The sequence below is a fragment of the Ignavibacteriota bacterium genome (genome assembly GCA_016707525.1).
Classification (GTDB): Bacteria; Bacteroidota; Ignavibacteria; order UBA10030; family UBA6906; genus JAGDMK01.
Genome location: JADJHP010000001.1, coordinates 127,635 through 150,331, shown reverse-complemented (window position 1 = coordinate 150,331; position 22,697 = coordinate 127,635). Strand labels below are relative to the sequence as shown.

Here is a 22,697-nt window from a genome sequence, read left to right as displayed (position 1 = left end):
CCGTGTGGCCGTCTTCAAACCTGTGCTACGCTCTTCTGGATCACTTCGAGGATACTCTCCGCAACGTCACGCGTCGAGGCCTTCCCGCCCAGATCGGGCGTGAGGATGCCCCTGTCCAGCGTGACGTTGACCGCATCTTCGATGCACCCGGCCTCCGCTTCGAGCCCCAACGAATGCCGCAACAACAGCGCAGCGCTGAGGATCGTGCCAACGGGATTGGCGATGCCCTTCCCTGCGATGTCGGGGGCCGACCCGTGGATCGGTTCGTACAGTCCGGGGCCTCCGGCACCGATCGATGCTGACGGCAGCAACCCGAGGGAGCCGGCAATGACCGCCGCTTCATCCGTCAGGATGTCGCCGAACATGTTCTCCGTGACCACGACATCGAACGACGCCGGCGCAGTGACAAGGCGCATCGCTGTTGAATCCACAAGCATGTTCTCGAACGCCACATCCGGAAAGTCCTTCGCGACCTGGCCGGCAACCTTCCGCCAGAGGCGAGAGCTCTCCAGCACGTTGGCTTTGTCCACCGATGTCACCTTTCGCTTCCGGTTCCTCGCGAGCGTGAAGGCAAGCCGCACGACGCGCTCGACCTCGGGCGCGGAATATTCCAGGGTGTCCACCGCATGCTCGACGCCTTTGACCATGCGGGTCTCCTTCGGCTTGCCAAAGTACAGGCCGCCGGTCAGCTCCCGCACCACAAGCATATTCACCCCCGCAAGGAGCTCCGACTTCAGCGGCGAAGCCTCGGTCAGCGATGGATGAGGCGCCACAGGGCGCAGATTCGCGAACACCCCCAGATGCTTCCTGAGCGCGAGGAGCCCGGTCTCCGCACGGATCTCGGGCTTCACATTGTCCCACTTCGGCCCGCCCACGGCACCCAGGAGCACCGCCGACGAGGAGGCACATGCCTTCAACATCTCCTCGGTCGCAGGCACCCCGTACGCGTCTATCGACGCTCCGCCGAACGCGTACTCGGTGAAGGTGAACACATGTCCATACAATGAGGCGATGGTGTTCAGCACCTTCACCGCTTCACGGATGATCTCGGGTCCGATGCCGTCGCCCGGCAGAACAACGATATGCGCGTTCATGCCTTGCCTCCTGCTGCCACGCGCGCCTGTTCGAACGCGGTGATGGCCGGTTCGTGCTTGAGAATGTACCCGAGTTCATCGACACCCTGCAGCAGACAGGTGCGTGCGAACGGGTCGATCCGGAACGATGCTGCGCCTCCCGGCCAGGTGATCGTCTGCGCTTCCAGGTCTGCGGTAACCTTCGCATCGCTTGACCCGAGGGCATGCAATGAGGCGCAATCCGCCGCGCTCAGGGCTATCGGAAGGATCCCGTTCTTCAGTGCGTTGCCGCGGAAGATATCAGCGAATGAGGTGCTGACGACCACGCGGATCCCGGCGCCCTTGAGCGCCCACGGAGCGTGCTCACGCGACGAGCCGCATCCGAAGTTGTCGCCGGCGATCAGGATCGCGGCGCCGGTACGGTCCGGACGGTTCAATGCGAAGTCGGCCCGCGGCGATCCATCCGGGTTCCTCCGGAAATCCTCGAACGCATGCTCGCCGAGCCCCGCACTGTCGGTGATCTTCAGGAAGCGGGCAGGAATGATCTGGTCGGTGTCGATATTGTCCGCAGGCACAGAGGCCACGATCGATGTGATCGGCCGGAAGCTTCCGGCCCCTGCGGTGTGTGCAGTGGTACTCATGCCATACTCCTTACATCGGTCAATGTTCCTGTGACGGCGGACGCGGCCGCGGTGAGCGGCGACGCAAGGAATGTCCGGCTTCCCCTGCCCTGCCTGCCTTCGAAGTTGCGGTTGCTCGTGCTCACGGCATACTGACCGGCCGCCACTTCATCGCCGTTCATCGCGATGCACATCGAACATCCGGGTTCACGCCATTCAGCACCGGCTTCACGGAAGATGCGGTCCAGGCCCTCGGCTTCCGCCTGCCGCTTCACAGCACGGGAACCCGGAACAACAAGCATCCTGACACCCTTCGCGACGGAACGGCCCTTCAGGACCGACGCGGCAGCCCGCAGGTCGGAGATGCGCCCATTGGTGCAGCTCCCGATGAACACCACCTGGATCGGCTGCCCCAGCACCGCCTGACCGGCCGTAAGCCCCATATAGTGCAACGCATTCTTCAGAGTACTCTTTCCTGATGCATCCGCCACCTGTTCGGGATCCGGGATCCGCCCGGTCACCTGCACGCCCATACCGGGGTTCGTACCAAAAGTGACCATCGGGGCCAGTTCACTCACATCCAGCGAGATCGTATGATCGTACTGCGCACCCGGATCGGTGAGCAATGCACGCCAGAGTGGTACGCTGGCCTCCAGTTCGGCCTTGTCGATGCCACGTTCCGCAAGATACGCGAACGTGACTTCATCCGGAGCGACCATGCCTGCCCGGGCACCGCCTTCGATCGACATATTGCACAGGGTCATCCGCTCTTCCATGGTGAAGTTGCGGACCGTTGAACCGGTGTATTCAAAGACGTATCCCGTTCCGCCGCCGACGCCGATCTTCGCAAGAAGCGCGAGGATCACATCCTTTGCCGTGACACCCTTCTGCAGTTTCCCCTCGATCCGCACTTCTGCCGTCCTGGGGCGCTGCTGCAGCAGGCACTGCGTGGCAAGCACATGCTCCACCTCGCTCGTCCCGATCCCGAATGCCAGCGCACCGAACGCACCATGGGTCGATGTGTGGCTGTCGCCACACACGATGGTCATCCCCGGCCTCGTGAACCCCTGCTCGGGTCCGAGGACGTGCACGACACCCCCATCGTGGCTCTTCGATCCGAAGAGCCGGATGCCCGATTCCGTAGCGTTCTTCTCAAGCGTCGCGATCTGTGCAGCGGCGAGCGCGTCGGGCACCGCATTGGCGAGCGTCGGGATGCTGTGATCGACGGTTGCCACGGTACGCTCGGGACGGCGTACGGTGAGGCCCCGTCTCCGGAGGCCCGTGAAGGCCTGCGGCGAGGTCACCTCATGGACCAACTGGAGATCGATATAGATCAACGTCGGGGCGCCGGGTTCCGAGGCTACCACGTGGGTGTCCCAGATCTTCTCAAACAGTGTTCGTGGTGCTGTTGCCGTACTCACGCAGTGGCCTCCATCTCAACTTTTGCCTGTTCTTTTTTCCGTGTCAGGGACGCCTGCGACCGGTTCAGAGCCTCGATGTACGCCTTCACGCTCCCCGTGATGACGTCCGTGCTCACCGCGCGACCGTTGAACAGTACGCCGTCGAATTCCACGCGGACGAACGCCTCGCCGACGGTGTCATGTCCATAGCTCACGGACTTCACCGAGTATTCCGTCAGTGTGCCGGCAATGCCGGTCACCCGCTCGATCGCCCGGTACGCGGCGTCCACCGGCCCGTCGCCCGTCGCCGAGTCGACCATGCGCGCTTCGCCGCGGCGGAGTTCCACGGTGGCTGTCGGCCGCACGCCGGTTCCGCTGCTCACATGCAGATTCTCCAGATGATAGTACGAATCGAGTTCCACCGGCCGGTCATCCAGGATCGCGACAAGCTCCTCATCGAAGACCTCTTTCTTCTGATCGGCGATCGCGGTGAACTCTTTGTACGCACGCTCCAGCTCATCCGGGGCCAGCGTGTATCCCAGATCGGCATACCGCTGCTTCAGCGCATGCCGGCCCGAATGTTTGCCGAGGACCAGCGTACTGTGTTTGATGCCCACCGATTGCGGGGTCATGATCTCGTACGTGATCGCGCTCTTCAGCATGCCGTCCTGATGGATGCCGGCCTCATGCGCGAAGGCATTCGCGCCGACAATGGCCTTGTTCCGCTGCACCATCATGCCGGTCAGGCTGCTGAGCAGGCGGCTGGACCGCAGCAGTTCTTCACTCACCACGCCCGACTCCACGCCGAGGTATTCACCACGGGTCTTCAGCGCCATCACGATCTCTTCGAGCGCGGCATTGCCTGCCCGTTCACCGATCCCGTTCACCGTGCACTCGATCTGCCGGGCCCCGTTCTGAAGCGCGGCCAGGGAGTTCGCCACGGCAAGTCCCAGATCGTTATGGCAGTGCGTGCTCAGGATCACCTTCTCTATCCCTGCCACACGGGCACGGATATCACGGAACATGTTCCCATACTCCTCGGGGACCGCATACCCCACCGTATCGGGAAGATTGATGACGGTTGCGCCCGCAGCGATGGCCGCCGCGACGACCTCGGCCAGGAACCCGATATCGCTCCGGGACGCATCCTCGCACGAGAACTCGATCTCAGGACAGAGCGAGCGCGCATGGCGTACCGCCACATCCACATCCTTCAGCACCTGTGCATGCGACCTGCGGAGCTTATGGGCAAGGTGGATCTCCGACGTGGCAATGAACGTATGAATGCGTGGCCTGCGGGCATGCGACAACGCTTCCCACGCCCGGTCGATATCGCCCGCGACCGCGCGGCATAACCCCGCCACCGCGGCGGTCTGAACGACACCCGCGATCTCGCGCACGGCCTCAAAGTCCCCCACCGACGCGATGGGGAATCCTGCCTCGATCACGTCCACGTGCAATTGCTCGAGCTGTGCCGCCATCCGGAGCTTCTCCCCCAGATTCATGCTGCATCCCGGGCTCTGCTCACCGTCGCGGAGCGTCGTATCGAATATGAATACCTTGTCCTCGCTCATGGTCCTACCTTTCAATGACATCGCTCGTGCATGGTCCATCGACGTTCGTGCGTCACACATCTCCCTGGAACTCGCGCTTCATCGCGACACGGCCGGTGCGCGCGATCTCTTTGATCGCGAACGGCTTCAGCATCTTGATGAACGCATCGACCTTCAGCCGGCTTCCCGTGGCTTCCAGGGTGAGTGTCTTCACACTGATGTCCACCACCTTGGCGCGGAAGATCTCGGCGATCTGCATGATCTCCGAACGCGTGTCCGCGGTCGTTGCCACCTTGATCAGCACGAGCTCACGGTCCACGAAACTGTCGTAGGTGAGGTCCACCACCTTGATCGTGTCGATGAGCTTGTGGAGCTGCTTCGTGATCTGCTCGATGATCGGATCGTCCCCCTCGGTCACGACCGTCATGCGGGAGACGCTCTCATCCTCGGTGGGCCCGACGGTGAGACTGTCGATGTTGTACCCCTTGGCGGCGAACAATCCGGAGATGCGGTTGAACGCACCGAACTTGTTCTCCACCAGGATGGAGATCGTATGCTGCCTGCGCGGGACCGATGGTGTGGTGGTCTGCCGGCGGGAATTAGCGGACGGGGGCTGGGACATGGGATTCCTTTCCGGCGAATGCTCGCGCGCCTTTATATTGGACCGTGGTGGCACCGTTGCCAGGAACGGCAGGGATATCCAGCATCTCATTGACCGTCTGCCCCGCGGGGATCATCGGGTACACGTTGTCTTCCTGGGCGACCACGAATTCGACGAAGATCGGCCCTTCATTGTAGGCCAGGGCGCGTTCCAGCGCCGCATCCGCCTCCTCGGGGGTGGTGGCTCGCAAGGCCGGACATCCATGGGCGTCGGCAAGCTTGACAAAATTCGGGCTGGCCATTTCCACATGCGAGTACCGGCGGCGCCAGAACAATTCCTGCCACTGGCGCACCATCCCGAGGAATCCGTTGTTGATGACGAACACTTTCACGGGAAGCTTGTGCTGCACGATCGTTGTCAGTTCCTGCGAATTCATCTGGAACCCGCCGTCGCCGCTGATGGAGATCACCGGCAGATCGTTCCGCCCGAAGGCAGCACCCATCGCCGCAGGCAACGAGAACCCCATGGTCCCGAGGCCGCCGGAAGTGATGTGCGTGCGGGTGTGCATCCAGGTGAAGAACTGCGCCCCCCACATCTGATGCTGGCCAACGTCGGTGACGATCACCGCGTTACCGCCCGTGAGCTCACCGAGCCTCCGGAAGACGTGCTGGGCGCGAAGCTCGGAACCCGCCTGATACCGGAGAGGATGCTCCTCCTGCCAGGCGCTGATCGTTTCGCACCACGCCGCGGTCTGCAGGGGATGGACGTGATCCATCAACCCCCTCAGCACGTTCTTCACATCGCCCACGATAGGCACATCGACGCGCACGTTCTTGGAGATCGCTGCAGGATCGATGTCGATGTGAATGATGGTCGCTTGCGGAGCGAACTCCTCCACCTTTCCCGTCACGCGGTCGTCAAATCGCGCGCCGACCGCGATCAGGCAGTCGGACTCATGCACCGCCATGTTCGAAAACCACGTACCGTGCATCCCCAGCATCCCCATGGCGAGCGGATCCGATTCCGGAAAGGCACCCAGTCCATGGAGCGTGGTGGTCACCGGGCAGTTCAGCTTCCGGGCAAAGGCCGTGAGCTCGTCCGAAGCGCCCGACTGGATCACGCCGCCGCCGACGTACAGGACCGGGCGCACGGAGTTGTTGATGACCCCCGCGGCCTTGCGGATCTGCTTATCATGCCCCTCCACGATCGGATTGTAGCTCCGGAGCGAGACGGACGTCGGATAGTGGAACGGGGCTTTCTGCGCCATGACATCCTTCGGGAGGTCGACCAGCACGGGGCCCGGACGCCCGCTGGTGGCGATGTAGAAAGCCTCCTTGATCGTGCGTGCAAGCTCACTCACGTCGCGCACGATATAATTGTGCTTCGTGATCGGACGCGTGATGCCCGCGATGTCAGCTTCCTGGAACGCATCGTTGCCGATCAGGTGCAAGGCCACCTGTCCGGTGAACACCACCAACGGGATCGAATCCATATAGGCATCGGCGATGCCCGTCACCGTGTTCGTCGCACCGGGACCGGAGGTCACCAGGACAACACCGGGCTTCCCCGTCGCTTTGGCATAGCCTTCCCCGGCATGGGTCGCACCCTGCTCATGGCGCGTCAACACGTGCTTGATGTCGGAGATGTCGTGAAGCGCGTCGTACACACCGATCGTGGCGCCGCCGGGATAGCCGAACACGACCTCCACCTTCTCCTCGATCAGGGACCGGACGAAGATCTCCGCACCGTTCATGATCGTACCCGGCGCAGGCTTCGCTTCGTTGCGTGTCTGTGGCGTCATCCTTCCTCTCCTCTCGTGAGTAGTGAACTGTCTCATCCGACCTCTGGTCCCGGCCCTCATCGCGGCCGGGGCACTGCCCTGACGCTACAGGTCCGTGACCGCACCCTTGCTGCTGGTGGTCACAAGCCGGGCGTACTTTGCAAGCACACCGCGCTGGTACCGCGGTGCGGGTGCCTGCCATGCCGCACGACGCTTCGCAAGTTCTCCCTCGGACACATGAACGGTCAGCTCGAGCGTCGTTGCATCGATGGTGATACTGTCATTCTCGTTCACCAGAGCGATGGTCCCGCCGACCGCTGCTTCCGGGGCAACATGCCCCACGACAAGGCCGTAGGTCCCACCCGAGAACCGTCCATCCGTGATCAGGCCCACGGCATCGCCGAGCCCGGCACCGATGATCGCCGATGTCGGTGCGAGCATCTCCCGCATGCCCGGACCGCCACGCGGGCCTTCATAGCGCACGACCACCACATCCCCTTTCGTCACTCTTCCATCGAGGATCGCCGCAAGGCAAGCCTCTTCAGAGTCGAACACACGGGCGGGCCCCGTGATCTTCGGGGATTTCACGCCGGTGATCTTGGCCACCGCCCCTTCCGTGGCAAGGTTCCCACGAAGGATGGCAAGGTGCCCCTGGGTGTACATCGGATCGGACCACTGATGGATCACCTCCTGCCCCGCCGGCGGCGCCGACGGCACCTTCGCGAGGATCTCTGCAACGGTCTGACCGGTGATGGTAAGGCAGTCGCCGTGGAGGAGCCCGCGGTCAAGGAGCATCCGCTCCACCATCGGCACACCCCCCGCCTTGTGGAACTCCGTGACCACAAAGCGACCGGAAGGCTTCAGATCGCACAGGACCGGCACGCGTTTCCTGATCACCTCGAAATCATCAATCGTGAGGGGAACATCCGCGGCATGGGCAATGGCAAGGAGGTGGAGGACGGCGTTCGTCGATCCGCCGAGCGCCATGACCACGGCAATGGCATTTTCAAACGATGTGCGGGTCAGGAGCTGACGCGGAAGGATCTGCTTCTCGATCGCACGGGCAAGCGCGGTCGCGGACGCGGCGGTGCTTTCGGCCTTCTCGGCATCCTCCGCGGCCATCGTGGAGCTATACGGCAACGAGAACCCCATCACCTCGATCACGGACGACATCGTATTTGCGGTGTACATGCCACCGCACGCGCCCGCACCCGGACAGGCGTGGCGTTCGACATCCATGAGCTCTTTCTCATCGATCTTGTGCGCACTGTACTGCCCTACCGCCTCAAACGCACTCACGATGGTCAGGTCGCGGCCATGGAGGTGACCGGGCTTGATGGTGCCGCCATACACAAAGATAGCGGGGATGTTCAAACGCGCGAATGCGATCATGGCACCCGGCATGTTCTTGTCGCATCCGCCCAGTGCCAGCACACCATCCATGCACTGCGCGCGACAGACCGTTTCGATCGCATCGGCGATCACCTCACGCGACACGAGAGAGAGCTTCATCCCCTCCGTGCCCATGTAGATCCCATCGCTCACCGTGATCGTGCCGAAGACCTGCGGCATGGTCCCCGCCTGGCGAAGGGCATCCTGTGCCCGGTTCGCCAGCTCATTGAGCCCGACGTTGCACGGCGTCAGGGTACTGTACCCGTTGGCAACGCCGACGATCGGCTTGGAGAAATCATCATCGTGGAAGCCGACGGCACGGAGCATCGCACGATTGGGGGAACGTTCCACCCCCCTGGTGATCGTCTCGCTCTTGCGGGGTGTCTGTCCGGGTGTTGTCATTGCTCATCATCCTCTTGGTTAGGCAAAACACATGCATCTACCGTCTGCCAGAGGCGGACCGTGCAAGACCGTTGGTATCAGTGGAGCGTGGGCGGTGTGTGCTGGTCGACCTCTGGCGTCCGGGCTACAGAATAAGACCCAGAGCTAGCAGGTTACCCAGTAGAAGCAGAAAAGTGCTCACGAAAATGGACGGACGACCGCCGCTGCTCCAGGAGTGGCGAGCATGGGAAGTGTCGATATGGCGGGTAGTGTCCATGGCGTGTATGTGTTAATAAATATAGGAAAATCGTACCCCATGTCAAGTGAAATCAGAGTCAACACGCCATTGACTTTCATATTCTGTATGTTTAATATTTTCTGAACGTTCCAATTCTTCAGAGACTCTCCCTATGGATACCCGCCAGCAGAGCTTCGTGACCGCCTTCGGCAATCTCGCCGTCTCCTCCGGATTCAAACGTCTGCACGGACTCATCATCGGACTGCTCTTGTCAAGTCCGAGCCCGCTCTCTCTCGACGAGATCGCCGCGCAATTGAATCGCAGTAAGGGCCTCATGTCCGAAACGACACGCCGCCTGCAATCCCTTGGCTACATCAAAAAGGCCGACGGCCCGGTGAGCCGGAAGGATTATTACATCGCCGACCCGGACCTGTTCATCAGTGTCTTCCGCGACAGCGTTGTGGCCGTCAGGAGAAACGCCGAGATGGCACAGAAATTCCTGGATGAACTCGAAGGGGTCCGATCGAAGGATGTCGCCCGCTGGAAAGAGAACCTGCGCGTGATGGATGTGTTCTACAACCGGCTCATCATCCATCAGGCGAAGTTCGAACAGGATTGGAACGAGTTGAGCAGGAGCACGCGATAACCGTCACCGCGCACAAGCGCAAACCGCACTCCTGGTCATCCATGTGTACAACGAAGGTGCTGGAGGTCCCATGTCCACCCCATTCTCGGGTGCTGCCGCAGGCGCGGCAGCCGCAGCCAAACGCCGCCGTGAACAACAGGAGGAAGAAGATATGACCGGCTACACGACCGATGACGTTCATGGGTGGGAGTTCAAGATCGTCCGTTCCATGTTCGGCAGCTTCAGGGATCCGGAGAAAGTGCGCCGGCTGCTCGAAGAAGAGGCGCGCGCAGGCTGGGAATTGATCGAGAAATTCGACGACAGTCGCATCCGCCTGAAGCGCCGCACCGAGAGGCGCTCGAACGATGCCATGCTCGGCTACGATGCCTACCGGACGACCTATGGGATACCCGAATACGTGATCCCCATCGCCATCCTCGGTGCGATAGGGCTTGGCATTCTGATCGCCCTCCTGTTCGCCAACCGCTAGGGGGACCGCCGCTCGTGTTCCGGCTGCCGTTGCACGATCACGATCGTGATATCATCTGACCGCGCTGCACCGCGCGTATGCGCGGCGATGGCAGCCAGAATCCTCTCCAGCATGACCTCCGGCGCTGCTCCACGCATGCTGCTCAGTAACGCGTGCAGCCGGTCGTGTCCGAACATGACACCCTCCGGGTCCATCGCCTCCGGTATCCCATCCGTGTATATGACGATGGCATCCCCGGGCGCAAGCTGATAGGACTCACTGGTGTAGTCGAACCACTCCAGCATCGCGAGCGGCGGCCCACCCGAGGAAAGGACCGCATCGTTGCCATCGGCCCGCACCACGAACGGATGCTCCTGGCCGGCATTCGCATACTCGAACGTGTGCCCCTGCGGATCGAGGACGCCCAGGATGAGTGTCGCAAATTTCTTGGGGCTCGTGCTCCGGTGCAGCAGGGTGTTGGCGCGTCCCAGGCATGCACCCGGTGACACCGAGGCCAGGACCTGTCCCCGCAATGTGGCCTGCAGGTTCGCCATCAGGAGCGACGCCGGGAGTCCTTTGCCGGACACATCCCCGACACACACCGCATACGATCCCCCTCCCGTTTCCAGAAAATCGAAGTAGTCTCCTCCCACTTCCTGAGCCGGAATATTCCGCCCCGCCAGAAGATACCCCTCCACCTGTGGTGCGTGGTGCGGCAGAAGATCGCTCTGGATCCGCGCAGCAAGCCGGACCTGCTCCTGGATCCTGGCAAGGTCCTTCTCTGTCTCAACCAGACGCGCATTCTCCAGAGAGATGGCGATCTGCCCGGTCAACAAATGCAACAACTCACGGCGGTCGGCACTGAACGAACCCCGGACCTGATCATTCTCGAGGTACAGAAGCCCCTGCACGGCACCATGGTGCACAACAGGCATGCAGAGCAACGATAACGGATGATGCTCTCTCAGATACCCATCCCCCGCGAAACGCATATCAGCGACGTCCTTCTGTAACGTCACGGCCTCCCCGGTGCGCGCCACGAAGCGCGCTACCGACCCTGCATACAGGACCTCGTGTTCCAACCCGCCCGCGCGCACGCGCATGGCACCTCCGGCAAATCCTTCTGCCTCGGGCACGAGCACAGTGCCATCCACGCGCACGTAGAGGCCACGGCTCGCTCCGGCGTTCTCCATGACGACCTTGAGCAGCCGTTCCAATGCGCGTTGGAGGACGATCTCCCCTGAGATCGCCTGAGAGGCTTTCAGCACCGTTGTAAGGTCAAGCGACTCCTGGCCCGTCTCGATCGTTGTGGTCCCCACCGTGGTTCCGCTGCGGGTCGACCTCGGCACGCTGTTCTCATGTCCCGTAAGCGTGAGTGCTTTGGATCGCGCTCCCCACCGCGCATACGCGGCGCGCGCACGTTCCCGGTAAGCGTCAGCGAGGACGCCGTGCCCCTCTTCCCGGTGAAGATAGGCAGCGTTCTCGGCGGCGAGAGCGACAAGCTGCGGAAACCCGTGTTCCTCCGCGGTCACCGCTGCCTTTTCGTAGCACCGCGCGGCCCGGGCAGGATCGCCGCTCAACCGGAACGACTCGGCCTGAACGAGAAGTGACCGGGAAAGGAAGTTCTCCGGCGCCCCGGCTGCCCACATCGCAAGACGTTTGCGGGCTTTCCGGAAGAGCCGAACCCGCTGACCGTTGCGCTGGCTTGCCGGCAACCCGGCGATCGCCAGGGCGGTATACAGCCAGTAGTCCGGCTCGATCACCTGCCCGGTCATCGCGTAGAGAATGGCCTGCATCCGTTCTGCGATCTCCGTCGCCTCCTGATAGGAACGGCAGAGGACGGCGACATGGAGTTTCAATATCCAGTACCACGTCCGGGCCGGTGCGAAACTCGACTGCTCGAGCCAGTGGACGTACTCTTCTTCATTCCATTCCGGGGAGCCAAACGCAAGAGGATGGGAGGTCTCGCCGCGCAGGGCACGGCAATAGTGTTGCGCGCAGACGAAGTAGGGGGTGATATCCTCATACTGGATGGCGCTGGTGAACCGTCCGTACTCCTCCGCACCGGTAGCCACCGTCTCCAGCGATGCCCCACCGATGACCGCCAGCATGGTCCGCTGGGTGAGCGCATAGGATGCATAGTGAAGATCGCCCGACCCCATCGCGCTTGTATAGCATTCATCAAGGTACCGGTGATTGGTCCGGAAAGGCTGTCGCCAGTGATTCAGCAGGCACGCCATGAGGAAATAGCAGCGGCCGCGGAGGAAGGGGCTGTGTGCCCGGTCGATCAACCGCAGACTCAGCTCGCCGAATTCCCGCGCCCTTCGGTAGTCCCCGAATCCCGCGCCGACGAACAGTCCGTAGATCGCATAGGCGTACGCCGACTCGTCGCTGTTCCCGTACCGGAGCGTCAGGTTCATCATGGTACCCACGACGTAGCCCGAGAACTCCGGGCTCTCGGAATAGGCGATGTTCATCAGGGAGATCAGGATCCCGAGTGCGATCCGGGGTTCTTCCTTCTTCATCAGTGGTGCATCGAACAACTCGTCGGGAGTGCGCCCGATGAGCCGGAGCCGGGCATTCATGATCTTCGCCGCCACCGCGGCCGGACCCGGATCCCGTGGCAACGAAACGCCCACAAGGCGCAATCCCTCCATCGCCGCTCTGATCGCGTCCTCCCGCCGGGATGCATGGATGTAGAAATCCACCCGGGCCCGGTGAATACGAGCCCGTTTCAGCGGAGACCGGACCATCTCAAGGATCGCTGCAAAGTATGCCTCCGCTTCGGCGAACTTCCCGGTTGCATAGGCACATACCGCAGCTGCCGTATAGACTTCCTGCACCACATCGGTATCCGTTTCCCATTCGGCATCGACAATGGACCGCACGGCATTCGCATAGAACGTGTGCGCGGAAGCGAAGGCGGACGATCCCCGGGCACGCTTACCCGCAAGGATGTTCAAGCGCCTGCGCGTCAGTGCCGCCTGGACGCCGCGGTCCGCTTGCTCGCCATGGTTCAGGTGGGCCGCGATCTCAAAGAGCCTGTCGCTTTCCCCCACGTCGGATGTTCTCTGAAGAAGGAGCATGCCGATCGTGAGATGGATCCGCGCCCGCTCCATGTCCGTCACCAAACCGAGCGCGGCCTCTCTGACCCGGTCATGAGAGAACCGATACCGCACATCAGCGAAGTGCTCGGGCACGTTCCGGACCAGTGGTGCGTCCTCGTGAGCCGACCGCACGTAGCGGTATTCCCCTCCGACGGGAACGATAAGTCCGTCCCGCAGCACGGGCCAGAGCAGATCATTCGCTTCTTCAAGCGATCGGCCGGACACCCCGGCGATGATATCGAGACTGAAGACGCTCCCCTCACACGCCGCCGCCGCCAGCAATGCCTGCGAGTCAACGGATAACACACGGAGACCCTGCGTGAGATGGCGCGCAACGTTCTCCGTGACGGTCGTCTCCTGCAATCGCTGCACATCCCACCCCCACCGCCGTGTCACACGATCACGCCGGAGATTCCCATTCTCGTACAGCGAGGTCAGGAAGAGATTCACGAAGTGCGGGTTGCCACCGGTGCGCACATGAACCAACCGGGCAAGCTGAGTACTCTCCGATGCGTCGCAACCGAGGGTTTCCGACAACATCAGCGTCAGATCCCGTTCATCGAGTGCTCCCAGGCTGCAGGTGATCGGGATGATGCCGGCATGATCTGCGGACTCCTGCATCCGTTCCAGAAGACCTGCCGTTTCAGGATCGCCGGTGCGCACAGCAGCAACGAGCATGAGCGCGCGGGGCCGGGCATCCACCAGGAGGTGCCCCAGCAGGTCGAGGGTGGACTGATCGGCCCACTGGAGGTCATCCAGGAACAGGACGAACGGCCGGCCCGGCCGGCCAACGACGTGAAGAAAATCCAGGATGACCCCACGAAAGCGATTCTGCGCCTCCACAGGCGGAAGGTCCTGCACGGGCGACTGAGAACCCAGCAGCATTTCCATTTCCGGAACCAGGTCGGTCAGGATGCGGGCATTGTCCCCCGCCGCATGCAGGATCGACAGGCGCCAGTCCAGGATCTCGGTTTCGGAAGAAGCCAGCACGTAGCGCACGAGCTCGCCAAAGGCCTCGACCAGTGCCGCAAAGGGAACGTCGCGTTTCAGCGGATCAACACGGCCCGCCACGAAGAGACCTTGATGCTCAACAACGGCTGGGTAGAGTTCCTGGACGAGCCTCGACTTCCCAACGCCTTCTTCCCCTTTGAGCAGGCACAAGACGCTCGCACCTCCCGCGCATCGCGTGAAACCGTCCAACAGGACCGCGCGCTCCGCGTCTCTTCCGTACAGGCGTGCAGGGACCAGCAGCCGGTCGGACGCATCCGCGGACCCGAGGTCGAACGCATCGATGCGCCCCTCCTGCTTCCACTGCTGGAGGCACCTCTGCAGGTCCGCCACAAGTCCATCGGCTGTCTGGTATCGATCCTCCGCAGCCTTTTCGACGAGTTTCATCACGATCCCGGACAACGGCGACGGGATGTCTGCATTCAGTTCATGCGGCACCGGCACGGCCCGTGCGAGATGCTGGTGGACCAACGCGAGGGCATCATCCGACTGGAACGGGCGCCACCCGATCAGCAGCTCATACAGTGTGATCCCCAGCGAATAGAAATCCGTCCGGTAATCCACGGACCGGTTCATGCGCCCGGTCTGTTCCGGTGAGATGTACGCCAGCGTTCCTTCAAGCAGGTTCGGGTTGCCACGCTGTGCTTCTTCGGCCTTCAACGTGGAAGCGATCCCGAAATCGATCACCTTCACCTTCCCTGTCGCCACGTGCATCACGATGTTGGCGGGGTTGATGTCGCGATGCACGATCCCTGCCGCATGGATGTCTCCCAACGCGCGGGCCACCTGAAGTGCAACCTGAAGGATACGGGTGATATCCATACGGGAATGCTGGTGGATCTCTGCCAGCGACAAAGCCCCGAAGTCTTCCAGCACCAGGGCCGGCTCCTCCGCACCCTCGGCCATTCCCAGGACGCCGATGACGCACGGCGACGAGAGACGGCGGAGCATGCGGTCTTCGTGCTGGAGCCGGAGGACATCCCCGTACATGGAGGGCATCGTCTTCAGCCGCTTCAGGATGACGGGTGTTCCATCTGCAGTGCGGACCGCACGGAGAACACGCGTACGCGTACCTTCATAGATCTCCTCCAGGATCGAATAGCCGGGAGTAAAAACAGGCATGTGTGTCTTATCCTTCAATGGAATGTCGTGCCCTCGCACGATAGAACAACACGATGTACACGTTATCGATGATCAGACACAAGATCGCAAGGGTGTGCAGCAAATGAATGTCGTAGTGGATCAGCATGAAGACCGTGTTCGTCCCGGTCCCGATCATCTTCAGCCACGCGACCGGCGCCGAGAACCACACATAACGGGGATGGCGGAGAAGCAGGAGCACGTAGAGCACGGAAATGAAGATCTGCGCGATGTACGCCGAGGTCGCGCCGATCGGCGTGTCGAATCCTTCGGCCTTGAAGAAGTAGAAGATCACTCCCCAACTCAAGGCCGTGAGCACGATGAGCGGGCGGAAGTATTGTTTGAGCACCGGGGTCATGACCTGGTCCGCGCCATACCGGATCACGCCGTAGAAGATGTAGAGGTCAAAGATGAACCAGATGCGGTATGCCCACACAAGGAGCAAACCCATGTCCGTGGTCGGCGGGACCCATCCCCAGACGAATTCCCATGCGATGTTCCCTGCCGCAGCGAATGCCGGCATCCCGATGCACTTCTTCTGATGGATGTTCTTGATGTAGATCGCGTAGACGACCACCCAGACATAGCATCCCCCCGCAAAGAGCACCTGCTCCAGTACGGTGTAGTCGTTCAAGTTCAGGAGGTGTGCGAACATGGACGGTCCTTATGAGCGTTGGATGGACGATGGGTGGGCGGCCTGCGCCGGGCGGGACGGATCAACCATGTGCCGCAGATCATCGAGTGATGCGGGCACCGTGAATGTCACCGCCCCGCCATACGCACCGGTGATCATGTCGCCGAAGATGATCTTCGCGAGCCGGTGCTGGGTGGGCTTCTTCTTCGGTGCCAGGATCCGGTGCACCGCCGAGAGCAACCACTTCAGGAACACGTGGCCACGCACCGGGGCGATGCCGATCCGGCCGCACGCTTCGGCACCCATGAGGTCCTGCATCACGATCCGCGGCACGATGCCGAATCCCAGCCACCGCAGCGGGCGCGGGATCATCTCGGTCAGCATCGCCAGATTCGCGGCCCCGAGCAGCACACCGTCGCGGTTCTCTGACGGCCCGACATAATGCCTGCGGCGGTACTGGCGATAGAACTCCTCGGCATCGGCGACATCATCCGGCAGGTAGGCCGGGTTCTCCGGCTCTCCGGGCGGATGGATACCCATCATGATCCCGAACACCTTCCACGTGTACAGGAAATCCTCTTCCTCTTCTGTGGTCAAGCCCGCATCAAGCGTTCGTAGACCATTGATCACCAGCAGCGAGAAGCCGAGGATGGTCCCCAGCATGTCCTCCTGGTTCACCGGGACGCCATAGCGCGCCTCGAAATCGGTGATCGTTCTCCGTGCGATGAAGCGCGTGCCCGAGTGCAGGAGACGCAATTTCTGTGCGCTGATGATCGCACGCCCGTTCGGCGTGAAGCCGGTGCACGAGGAGACATTCAGTACCAGCTGCAGAGTGGCAAGCAGACGCTTGTACGTCCGCGTCCTCAGGTCGCCCGACATATTGAGCACGCGCGCCAGATTGGGGGCAGCGTACCCCTCGGGGAGTGACTTCGCAAGCAACACGAGGGCGATACCATACGCATGCTTCCAGAATGTTGCCTCGCCGTCCTGGATCCGCTTGAGGTCCACCCACGCCGGAAGCCGGCCCGTGGTTGCAATGAACTCTGATGCCTGCGGAAAGAGATCGGCGGGGGGGACCGCATTGTTCGTATCCAGGCCCGCAAACAACTGCCCGATGCGCGACTGCTCACCGTCCGCCACGATGCGCGCGAATGCGGCATCAGCAAGAGGATCGCTCTGCTGCTTCAGGGAATCGAGGAATGTACCACTCCAACGATGGGTACTCATGGTGTGTGGCCTGCCTGGGATGTGGAAGGAGGGACGGAATGCTGCGAGTATCCCCCGGGGAGGGGGTATAGGAATGACAACGTTCGTGGTCTGTCGGCCCGGATCTCCGGGAGAGCGGCGTGGCAGTACATTCGGGGGCGCCCGTATGCGACAACGCGAACAAACACCATCTGTGGAAGAACAGGGTCAGTTTCCCGCAAAGAACATCGGTTGCGGGTGTGGCATAGTAGGGAATTCGGGGTGAAGAGTCAACCCGAAATCCAGAGATCCGGAGAGTACGCGCGACGGAGAACAATGGATGTGGTGTGCCCGGAAGGGAGAGATCTCAGGGATGAAACGACCGGACGAACACGCAAAGGTTGGACCGGCCGGGCGGCAGAGAGACCACCGGTCTCCCACCCCCCGGCCGGCCAGGGGGAGAACTACTTTTCAGCGATGGCCTTCTGCGCCGCCGACCGGATGAACGCATAGTTCAGCAAGGGCAGCCCGTTGAATCTGCCCGCAGCACCGAACCAGCGTCCCGCATCTTCCGCCCGTCCCAGCGCACGCGAAGCAATCCCGAGCCGGTACAGATTGTAAGGGTTCTGATCGGACGCCTGCTGGAGCTCCGCGATCGCTACGGCATACTCTTTCTGCATGAGCGCGATCCTCCCCTTCGCCTCATGGGCGAGCCGCACCAGGTTGGCATTGCTCAGCCCTTCGGCCTCACGCTGGAGATCCGCGGCCTCCTTGCGCGCCTGACCGAACTCTCCACGCGCAGCAGCGATCATCGCCCTGTTGTACCGGTTCCCCACCCGGGTCAGCGATTTCACCTCCTCCTTCAACGCCGACCCCTCCACGGCCTTCAACGCTTCCGCATACAAGCGCTCTGCCTCGTCGATCTGCCCTGCTTCATAGCGGATCGCTGCCATCGTTCCAAGATCGGCCCCCATCGATGCCGCGTCACCCATCTTCTCGGCGATGGCATACTCCTTCTTCATCTCTGCGATCGCCTCCTCCGTCTTTCCCTCCTCGATATAGGTCAGGGTGGACACGAAATACGCGAACCGGCGGTCACCATTATCATGTGCATGCGACAACATCGCTGCCACTTCTCCCCGCGCGTCCCCGGGACGGTCCTGATACATGCGCGCCGCCGCAATGCCGACATACGAGGCGATGAACCCGGGATCCACGGCCAGCGCTTTCCGGTACGTGGCAACCGCGTCATCGAACCGCCCGAGCTTCAACAACAGCTCCGCGTATGAATCGTGCGGATTCGGGTCGTCGGGGATGAGTTCCGTGTATCGCTGGAATGCATGCTCGGCCGCTGCCATGTCGCCGAGGAATCGCTGCGCATACCCGAGCTGATTATAGGCCTGTGGGAAAGCGGGATTGACACTGACCGCCTTCTTGAAATACTCCGCGGCCTGGCGGTACTCCTGCTGTCCGAAGTAGTGGATCCCGAGAAGCGTGAGCGCCCGCTCATCCTCCGGGAACAATGCCACTGCACGCTCCCAGTGCGTGCGCTGGTCCGCGATGCGCCCGGCTGCACCTGCCTGCCATCCAAGGATCAGCGACCGCTCCCCTTCCGTTACATGCCGGGCAAGTTCCCCGGCATGCGCAAGATTGTCGAAGAAGCCCCGCGCCGTCCCTTACGATTGCGCATAGTACGCTGCAGCCAGCGCAAACGAGGGATCGATCGCAAGGGCTTTCTTGAAGTGCGGCGCGGCGTCCTGCCGCTTGAGATTCTCGAAGAGCTCACGGCCCCGGAGGAACTCCTTGCGGGCATCTTCCGAACCGGTGGTGATGGCGATCTTCACTCCACCGATGGCCTGAGCCAGGATGAAGGCGGAGCATATCCCACAGAAGATCAGTCTGCGGGAAACGAGCCGATGTGTCAATGGCATGTTCATACCTCCGTGCTAGTTGGGACGATACTGGGCTGGTCCTGTATCGTACGCACGGCGAACGGTTTCGACGAAGGAAACTGGTCAGGACGCGGTGGGAAGCGACGGGATGGTGCGAGGATGCGCCGGCTGAGGGAGGGCGTGACGGGGAGAGGTGCGCCCCGGCATGTCTACCGGGGCGCATACGAGACCTTTCTTACTTACCTTTCGTGACCGTAACTTCCAGGGGGACAGCGATGCGCTGCACGAACGTGTGGAGATACGCTACCCAGTCCCCACTCCCCTTGAACCCGCCATTGCCGGTCCACGCAGCTCCCGCATGATAGACGAATGGGACGCCGGCACCTGCTCTTCCGAGCATGAGATACTGGTCCTTGTCCTCCGTGATTCCGGCGCACGTCCCGGCCGGGAATACTACGGCGGTGCCAAGCTCGCCGGCGGCCGGATCGGCAGTGGTGGGACCCCAGAGCGACAGTGTGCACTCCTTCAGGTCGCTCGTGGGTACCGTCCCGGCACGCTTGACAAGCCCGGCTGCGACGGTGGCAGCAGCCATCCCGCGAGCGCCGATATAGCGCACTTCGATCCGGTTGAGGTTCTCACCAGCATCCAGAGAGATCGTCCGCTCTTCACGCAACGTATCAGCACCCAGGCGCCAGGTGTAGGTCAACACGAAGGAGATCCGGATGGGACCGGTGGCCAGGGTCTTCCACGACGTGAAGACTCCCGGTTGGACCAGCTTCCCGTCGATCCAGAGACCGGACCCACCTGCGCCCAACGACCGGCCCACGGAAAAGTAGTCCGCACCTTCGCCGCGATCCTGATGGTATGTGTCCTTTCCCGGTGCACTCCCCTCCGCCTCTTTGTACCATTTCGCAACGATCGGATAGCGGACACGCTTCGTCCAGACATCGACGCCGTTGTTCACATCCGCTGCCATCGCGGGACCGTACATCCGGAACGCGATCCTGTCATTCTCCCACGCATAATCTTCGCGTGGGACGGCGAACAGTCCGCTGACAAGGGATGGATGAGGGACTTCACGCACGGGCGCCACGCTGATCACGTACTTCGCAGCCGCACGGGCCGGCAGATCACACTGGAACAGCAGATCCGTTGCACTGACCTGGACCGGAAGGGACGTCTTCCCGACCTTCTTTCCGCACCCGCAGGAGTGCGGCATCATGTGCGCCCGGCAGCGACGTGAGCTTGTCGAGCGGCACGGTGACCGGTTCATGCTGGCGGTTGAACCGTGCCGGGTTCTTGACCGTGACGACGACTGTTTGCGCCTGCACCAGGGCGGCACAAATGGCGAGGAACGCAATGAGCAGGGTACGCATGGGTGTCCTTGATGAACGTTTGCACCTGGTGAAACGAACGGGAGGGTCCGGAGAGATCATTCTGCCGGCGGATGGAACTCCTTCCCATTGACGACCGTCCGGACAACGTCAAATCCGACGATGTCCTTCAATGCCGGATCTTTCTTCACACCCTCGAAACTGCAATCGGTCAATCGGATCGACCGTATGGGTGCGTCCTGATACCCCACAATATTGAACGCGCGTTCGCACGATGCCACCCGCATCCGGTCCACGGAAACAGAGCGCACCGTGGGAATGAAATCACCCTTGCGCCCCTCTTCATAGAAGAGATCGATCTCGATCGCCGCCCGACCGACCAGCCTGACGGCCACATCCTTCACATACACATGCTCGATCGTCCCTCCGCGCGCAGCGTTGGTCTTGAGCCGCAAGACGCTCCAGAGCACGGGGCTTGCCACGCTGCACCGGCGCGCGTACACGCCATGCACATTCCCCGAGATCTCACTACCGATGGTCACCGCACCGTGCCCATCCTTGAACATGCAATCCTGGATCACCAGGTTCTCACTCGGCATCTTCAGCCGGCGCCCATCGTTGTTGCGCCCCGACTTGATCGCGATACAATCGTCGCCGGTATCGAATGTGCACCCGCGGATGACAACGTCACGGCTGGATTCCGGATCGCACCCGTCGTTATTGGGACCATGCGAGCGCACCTGCACGCCCCGCACCGTGACCCCGGTACATTCGAGAGGATGGATCACCCACATCGGCGAATTGATGATCGTGACCCCGCTGATCAGGACGTTCCTGCAGCGGAACATCTGGATGAAGTTCGGCCGCAAGAAATGCCCTGCCCCCATGACCCGGTCTGCGACAGGCACACCTGCTTGTCCCCAGGCCATCAGGGTATCCCTGTCGGGCTTCTGCTTCGGAAGGCCTTCCTTCCAGCCAAACTCGGACTTGCCCGCCCATGGCCACCAGGTGGAATCACTCCCGCCACCATCAAGCGTCCCCTTCCCCGTCACGGCAACGTTCACCGCACCGACGGCAGAGATGAGGGGACTGTAGTTCATGACCTCCACACCTTCCCAGCGCGTGTGGACGACGGGGAGATATTTCGCGGGGTCAGGATCGAACCTGACCGTTGCACCCCGGAGGAGATGAAGTTCGATGCCGCTCCGGAGCTGGATCGGACCGGTACGGAAGATGCCGCGCGGTACCAGCACCCTGCCACCGCCCCGCTTCGCGCACGCAGCGATCGCATCCGCGAACGCGCGGGTACAATCCGAGGAGCCGTCGCCTTTCGCGCCATACCGCGTGATGTCCACGGTGCGCTTGCTGAACACCGGAACCTTCACACGCGCAACGATCGCATCGGCGGTGTCCCAGGGGGCACCATGGAATTGGGCGTGCAGGGAGGAGGTGGCCAGGAGCACCAGGAGGCAGACCGCAGTGCGCAGGGAGGCGGGAGGCGGGCCATCAGCGTTTCCATTGTTTCTGCAGGAGCCACCGGAACAGATTCTCCGCGGCTTTCGCGTTGTCGTAGTCGGCGGGAAGTCTCCTTGTATCCATGTATTCGTCATAGAACCATGGATCACCCACGGCGAACACCAACCCGTCGCCCCACCGTGCAGTGGCGATCACGACGTGCCCGCTATCGGAGAACAGCGGCTGCGCGGGCGGAACGAGCGCGAGCGTGCTGAGTTCCTTGAGGTACACCTTTTTCACGCCGCTGAACATCGGGTGGGAAGGCAGCGAATCGAAGGCGCCCATCTGGAATGCTTTCCCGATGACCCTGTTCCTGCTGTCCTCGTTGAAGGTGATCCCGAAGCGGGACCCGAGTGCCGAGAGGGTCTGCAGATCGGCATTCCCGCGGTCATTCCCCAGAAGCACGAGGACACCACCCTGGCAGACCCATTTTGCCACAGCATCGACGGCTGTTGAGTCCATTGCCGAAGGATGTTCGGTCTCTTGCGGTGTGTCCGGGTCGACGATGATATACACATCGGCCCTCTTCAGGTTGCTCCGCATCCGGTCTGCGGCACAACGTATCGGTGGATGCTCCCAGACCGCGGATGATCCCCCCGAGGATCGAGAAGCCGGAATTCGTGGTATCGTGCCACACATAGTGATAACGGACGCGCATACCTGAACTGTCCGTCCGCCATTCACTATTATAGTAGTTGTCGAGCAGCACCAGGGTGTCTCCCCGCGCAGGCATGCGTTGCCGACAGATGG

18 protein-coding genes are annotated in these 22,697 nt (G+C 61.9%); 2 read left to right on the top strand and 16 right to left on the bottom strand.

Annotated elements, in window-relative coordinates:
- Window positions 1-14: 14 nt before the first annotated feature.
- From leuB to ilvD, 7 genes are all read right to left on the bottom strand, one after another.
- A complete protein-coding gene (leuB, locus tag IPI01_00570) occupies window positions 15-1,094 on the bottom strand; it encodes a 3-isopropylmalate dehydrogenase (GenBank protein MBK7256326.1) in 1,080 nt (359 codons plus the stop codon).
- Window positions 1,091-1,714, bottom strand: coding sequence for a 3-isopropylmalate dehydratase small subunit (gene leuD, locus IPI01_00565; protein ID MBK7256325.1), 624 nt, complete (start codon window positions 1,712-1,714; stop codon window positions 1,091-1,093). The genes leuB and leuD overlap by 4 nt, the downstream gene beginning before the upstream one ends.
- Entirely contained in the window at window positions 1,711-3,114 is a 1,404-nt protein-coding gene (gene leuC, locus IPI01_00560) for a 3-isopropylmalate dehydratase large subunit (GenBank protein ID MBK7256324.1), read from the bottom strand. The genes leuD and leuC overlap by 4 nt, the downstream gene beginning before the upstream one ends.
- Window positions 3,111-4,667, bottom strand: coding sequence for a 2-isopropylmalate synthase (locus IPI01_00555; protein MBK7256323.1), 1,557 nt, complete (start codon window positions 4,665-4,667; stop codon window positions 3,111-3,113). Before IPI01_00555 ends, leuC begins: the two co-directional genes overlap by 4 nt.
- A gap of 52 nt (window positions 4,668-4,719) precedes the next feature.
- A complete protein-coding gene (gene ilvN, locus IPI01_00550) occupies window positions 4,720-5,268 on the bottom strand; it encodes an acetolactate synthase small subunit (protein ID MBK7256322.1) in 549 nt (182 codons plus the stop codon).
- The gene (gene ilvB / locus IPI01_00545) at window positions 5,246-7,000 is read right to left on the bottom strand and encodes a biosynthetic-type acetolactate synthase large subunit (GenBank protein ID MBK7256321.1); all 1,755 of its coding nucleotides are present in this window, start codon (window positions 6,998-7,000) and stop codon (window positions 5,246-5,248) included. Before ilvB ends, ilvN begins: the two co-directional genes overlap by 23 nt.
- 132 nt (window positions 7,001-7,132) lie before the next feature.
- Window positions 7,133-8,821 carry a dihydroxy-acid dehydratase gene (gene ilvD / locus IPI01_00540; protein ID MBK7256320.1) on the bottom strand — a complete coding sequence of 563 codons (1,689 nt, stop codon included), beginning with the start codon at window positions 8,819-8,821 and terminating at the stop codon, window positions 7,133-7,135.
- Between the two features lie 389 nt (window positions 8,822-9,210).
- Between ilvD and IPI01_00535 the strand changes: the two genes are divergently transcribed.
- Both IPI01_00535 and IPI01_00530 read left to right on the top strand, forming a co-directional pair.
- The gene (locus IPI01_00535) at window positions 9,211-9,684 is read left to right on the top strand and encodes a transcriptional regulator (protein ID MBK7256319.1); all 474 of its coding nucleotides are present in this window, start codon (window positions 9,211-9,213) and stop codon (window positions 9,682-9,684) included.
- 70 nt (window positions 9,685-9,754) lie between these two features.
- Window positions 9,755-10,153: a hypothetical protein gene (locus tag IPI01_00530; protein MBK7256318.1), complete on the top strand. Its 399-nt coding sequence runs from the start codon at window positions 9,755-9,757 to the stop codon at window positions 10,151-10,153.
- On the opposite strand, the gene IPI01_00525 is transcribed toward IPI01_00530, so the two are convergent.
- From IPI01_00525 to IPI01_00485, 9 genes are all read right to left on the bottom strand, one after another.
- Complete coding sequence (locus IPI01_00525) at window positions 10,150-15,369, bottom strand: SpoIIE family protein phosphatase (GenBank protein ID MBK7256317.1); 5,220 nt, start codon at window positions 15,367-15,369, stop codon at window positions 10,150-10,152. The genes IPI01_00530 and IPI01_00525 overlap by 4 nt on opposite strands.
- Before the next feature lie 7 nt (window positions 15,370-15,376).
- Complete coding sequence (locus tag IPI01_00520) at window positions 15,377-16,042, bottom strand: hypothetical protein (GenBank protein ID MBK7256316.1); 666 nt, start codon at window positions 16,040-16,042, stop codon at window positions 15,377-15,379.
- Between the two features lie 9 nt (window positions 16,043-16,051).
- A complete protein-coding gene (locus IPI01_00515) occupies window positions 16,052-17,248 on the bottom strand; it encodes a DUF2236 domain-containing protein (GenBank protein ID MBK7256315.1) in 1,197 nt (398 codons plus the stop codon).
- A 422-nt stretch (window positions 17,249-17,670) separates the two neighbouring features.
- Window positions 17,671-18,735 carry a tetratricopeptide repeat protein gene (locus tag IPI01_00510; GenBank protein MBK7256314.1) on the bottom strand — a complete coding sequence of 355 codons (1,065 nt, stop codon included), beginning with the start codon at window positions 18,733-18,735 and terminating at the stop codon, window positions 17,671-17,673.
- 147 nt (window positions 18,736-18,882) lie between these two features.
- Window positions 18,883-19,137, bottom strand: a complete 255-nt coding sequence (locus IPI01_00505; protein ID MBK7256313.1) for a hypothetical protein — start codon at window positions 19,135-19,137, stop codon at window positions 18,883-18,885.
- 196 nt (window positions 19,138-19,333) lie between these two features.
- Entirely contained in the window at window positions 19,334-20,320 is a 987-nt protein-coding gene (locus IPI01_00500; GenBank protein ID MBK7256312.1) for a DUF4861 family protein, read from the bottom strand.
- The gene (locus IPI01_00495) at window positions 20,229-20,474 is read right to left on the bottom strand and encodes a hypothetical protein (protein ID MBK7256311.1); all 246 of its coding nucleotides are present in this window, start codon (window positions 20,472-20,474) and stop codon (window positions 20,229-20,231) included. The genes IPI01_00500 and IPI01_00495 overlap by 92 nt, the downstream gene beginning before the upstream one ends.
- A gap of 56 nt (window positions 20,475-20,530) precedes the next feature.
- Window positions 20,531-21,895: a glycoside hydrolase family 28 protein gene (locus tag IPI01_00490; protein MBK7256310.1), complete on the bottom strand. Its 1,365-nt coding sequence runs from the start codon at window positions 21,893-21,895 to the stop codon at window positions 20,531-20,533.
- Window positions 21,896-21,938: 43 nt separating this feature from the next.
- Entirely contained in the window at window positions 21,939-22,490 is a 552-nt protein-coding gene (locus IPI01_00485; GenBank protein MBK7256309.1) for a hypothetical protein, read from the bottom strand.
- Between the last annotated feature and the right edge of the window lie 207 nt (window positions 22,491-22,697).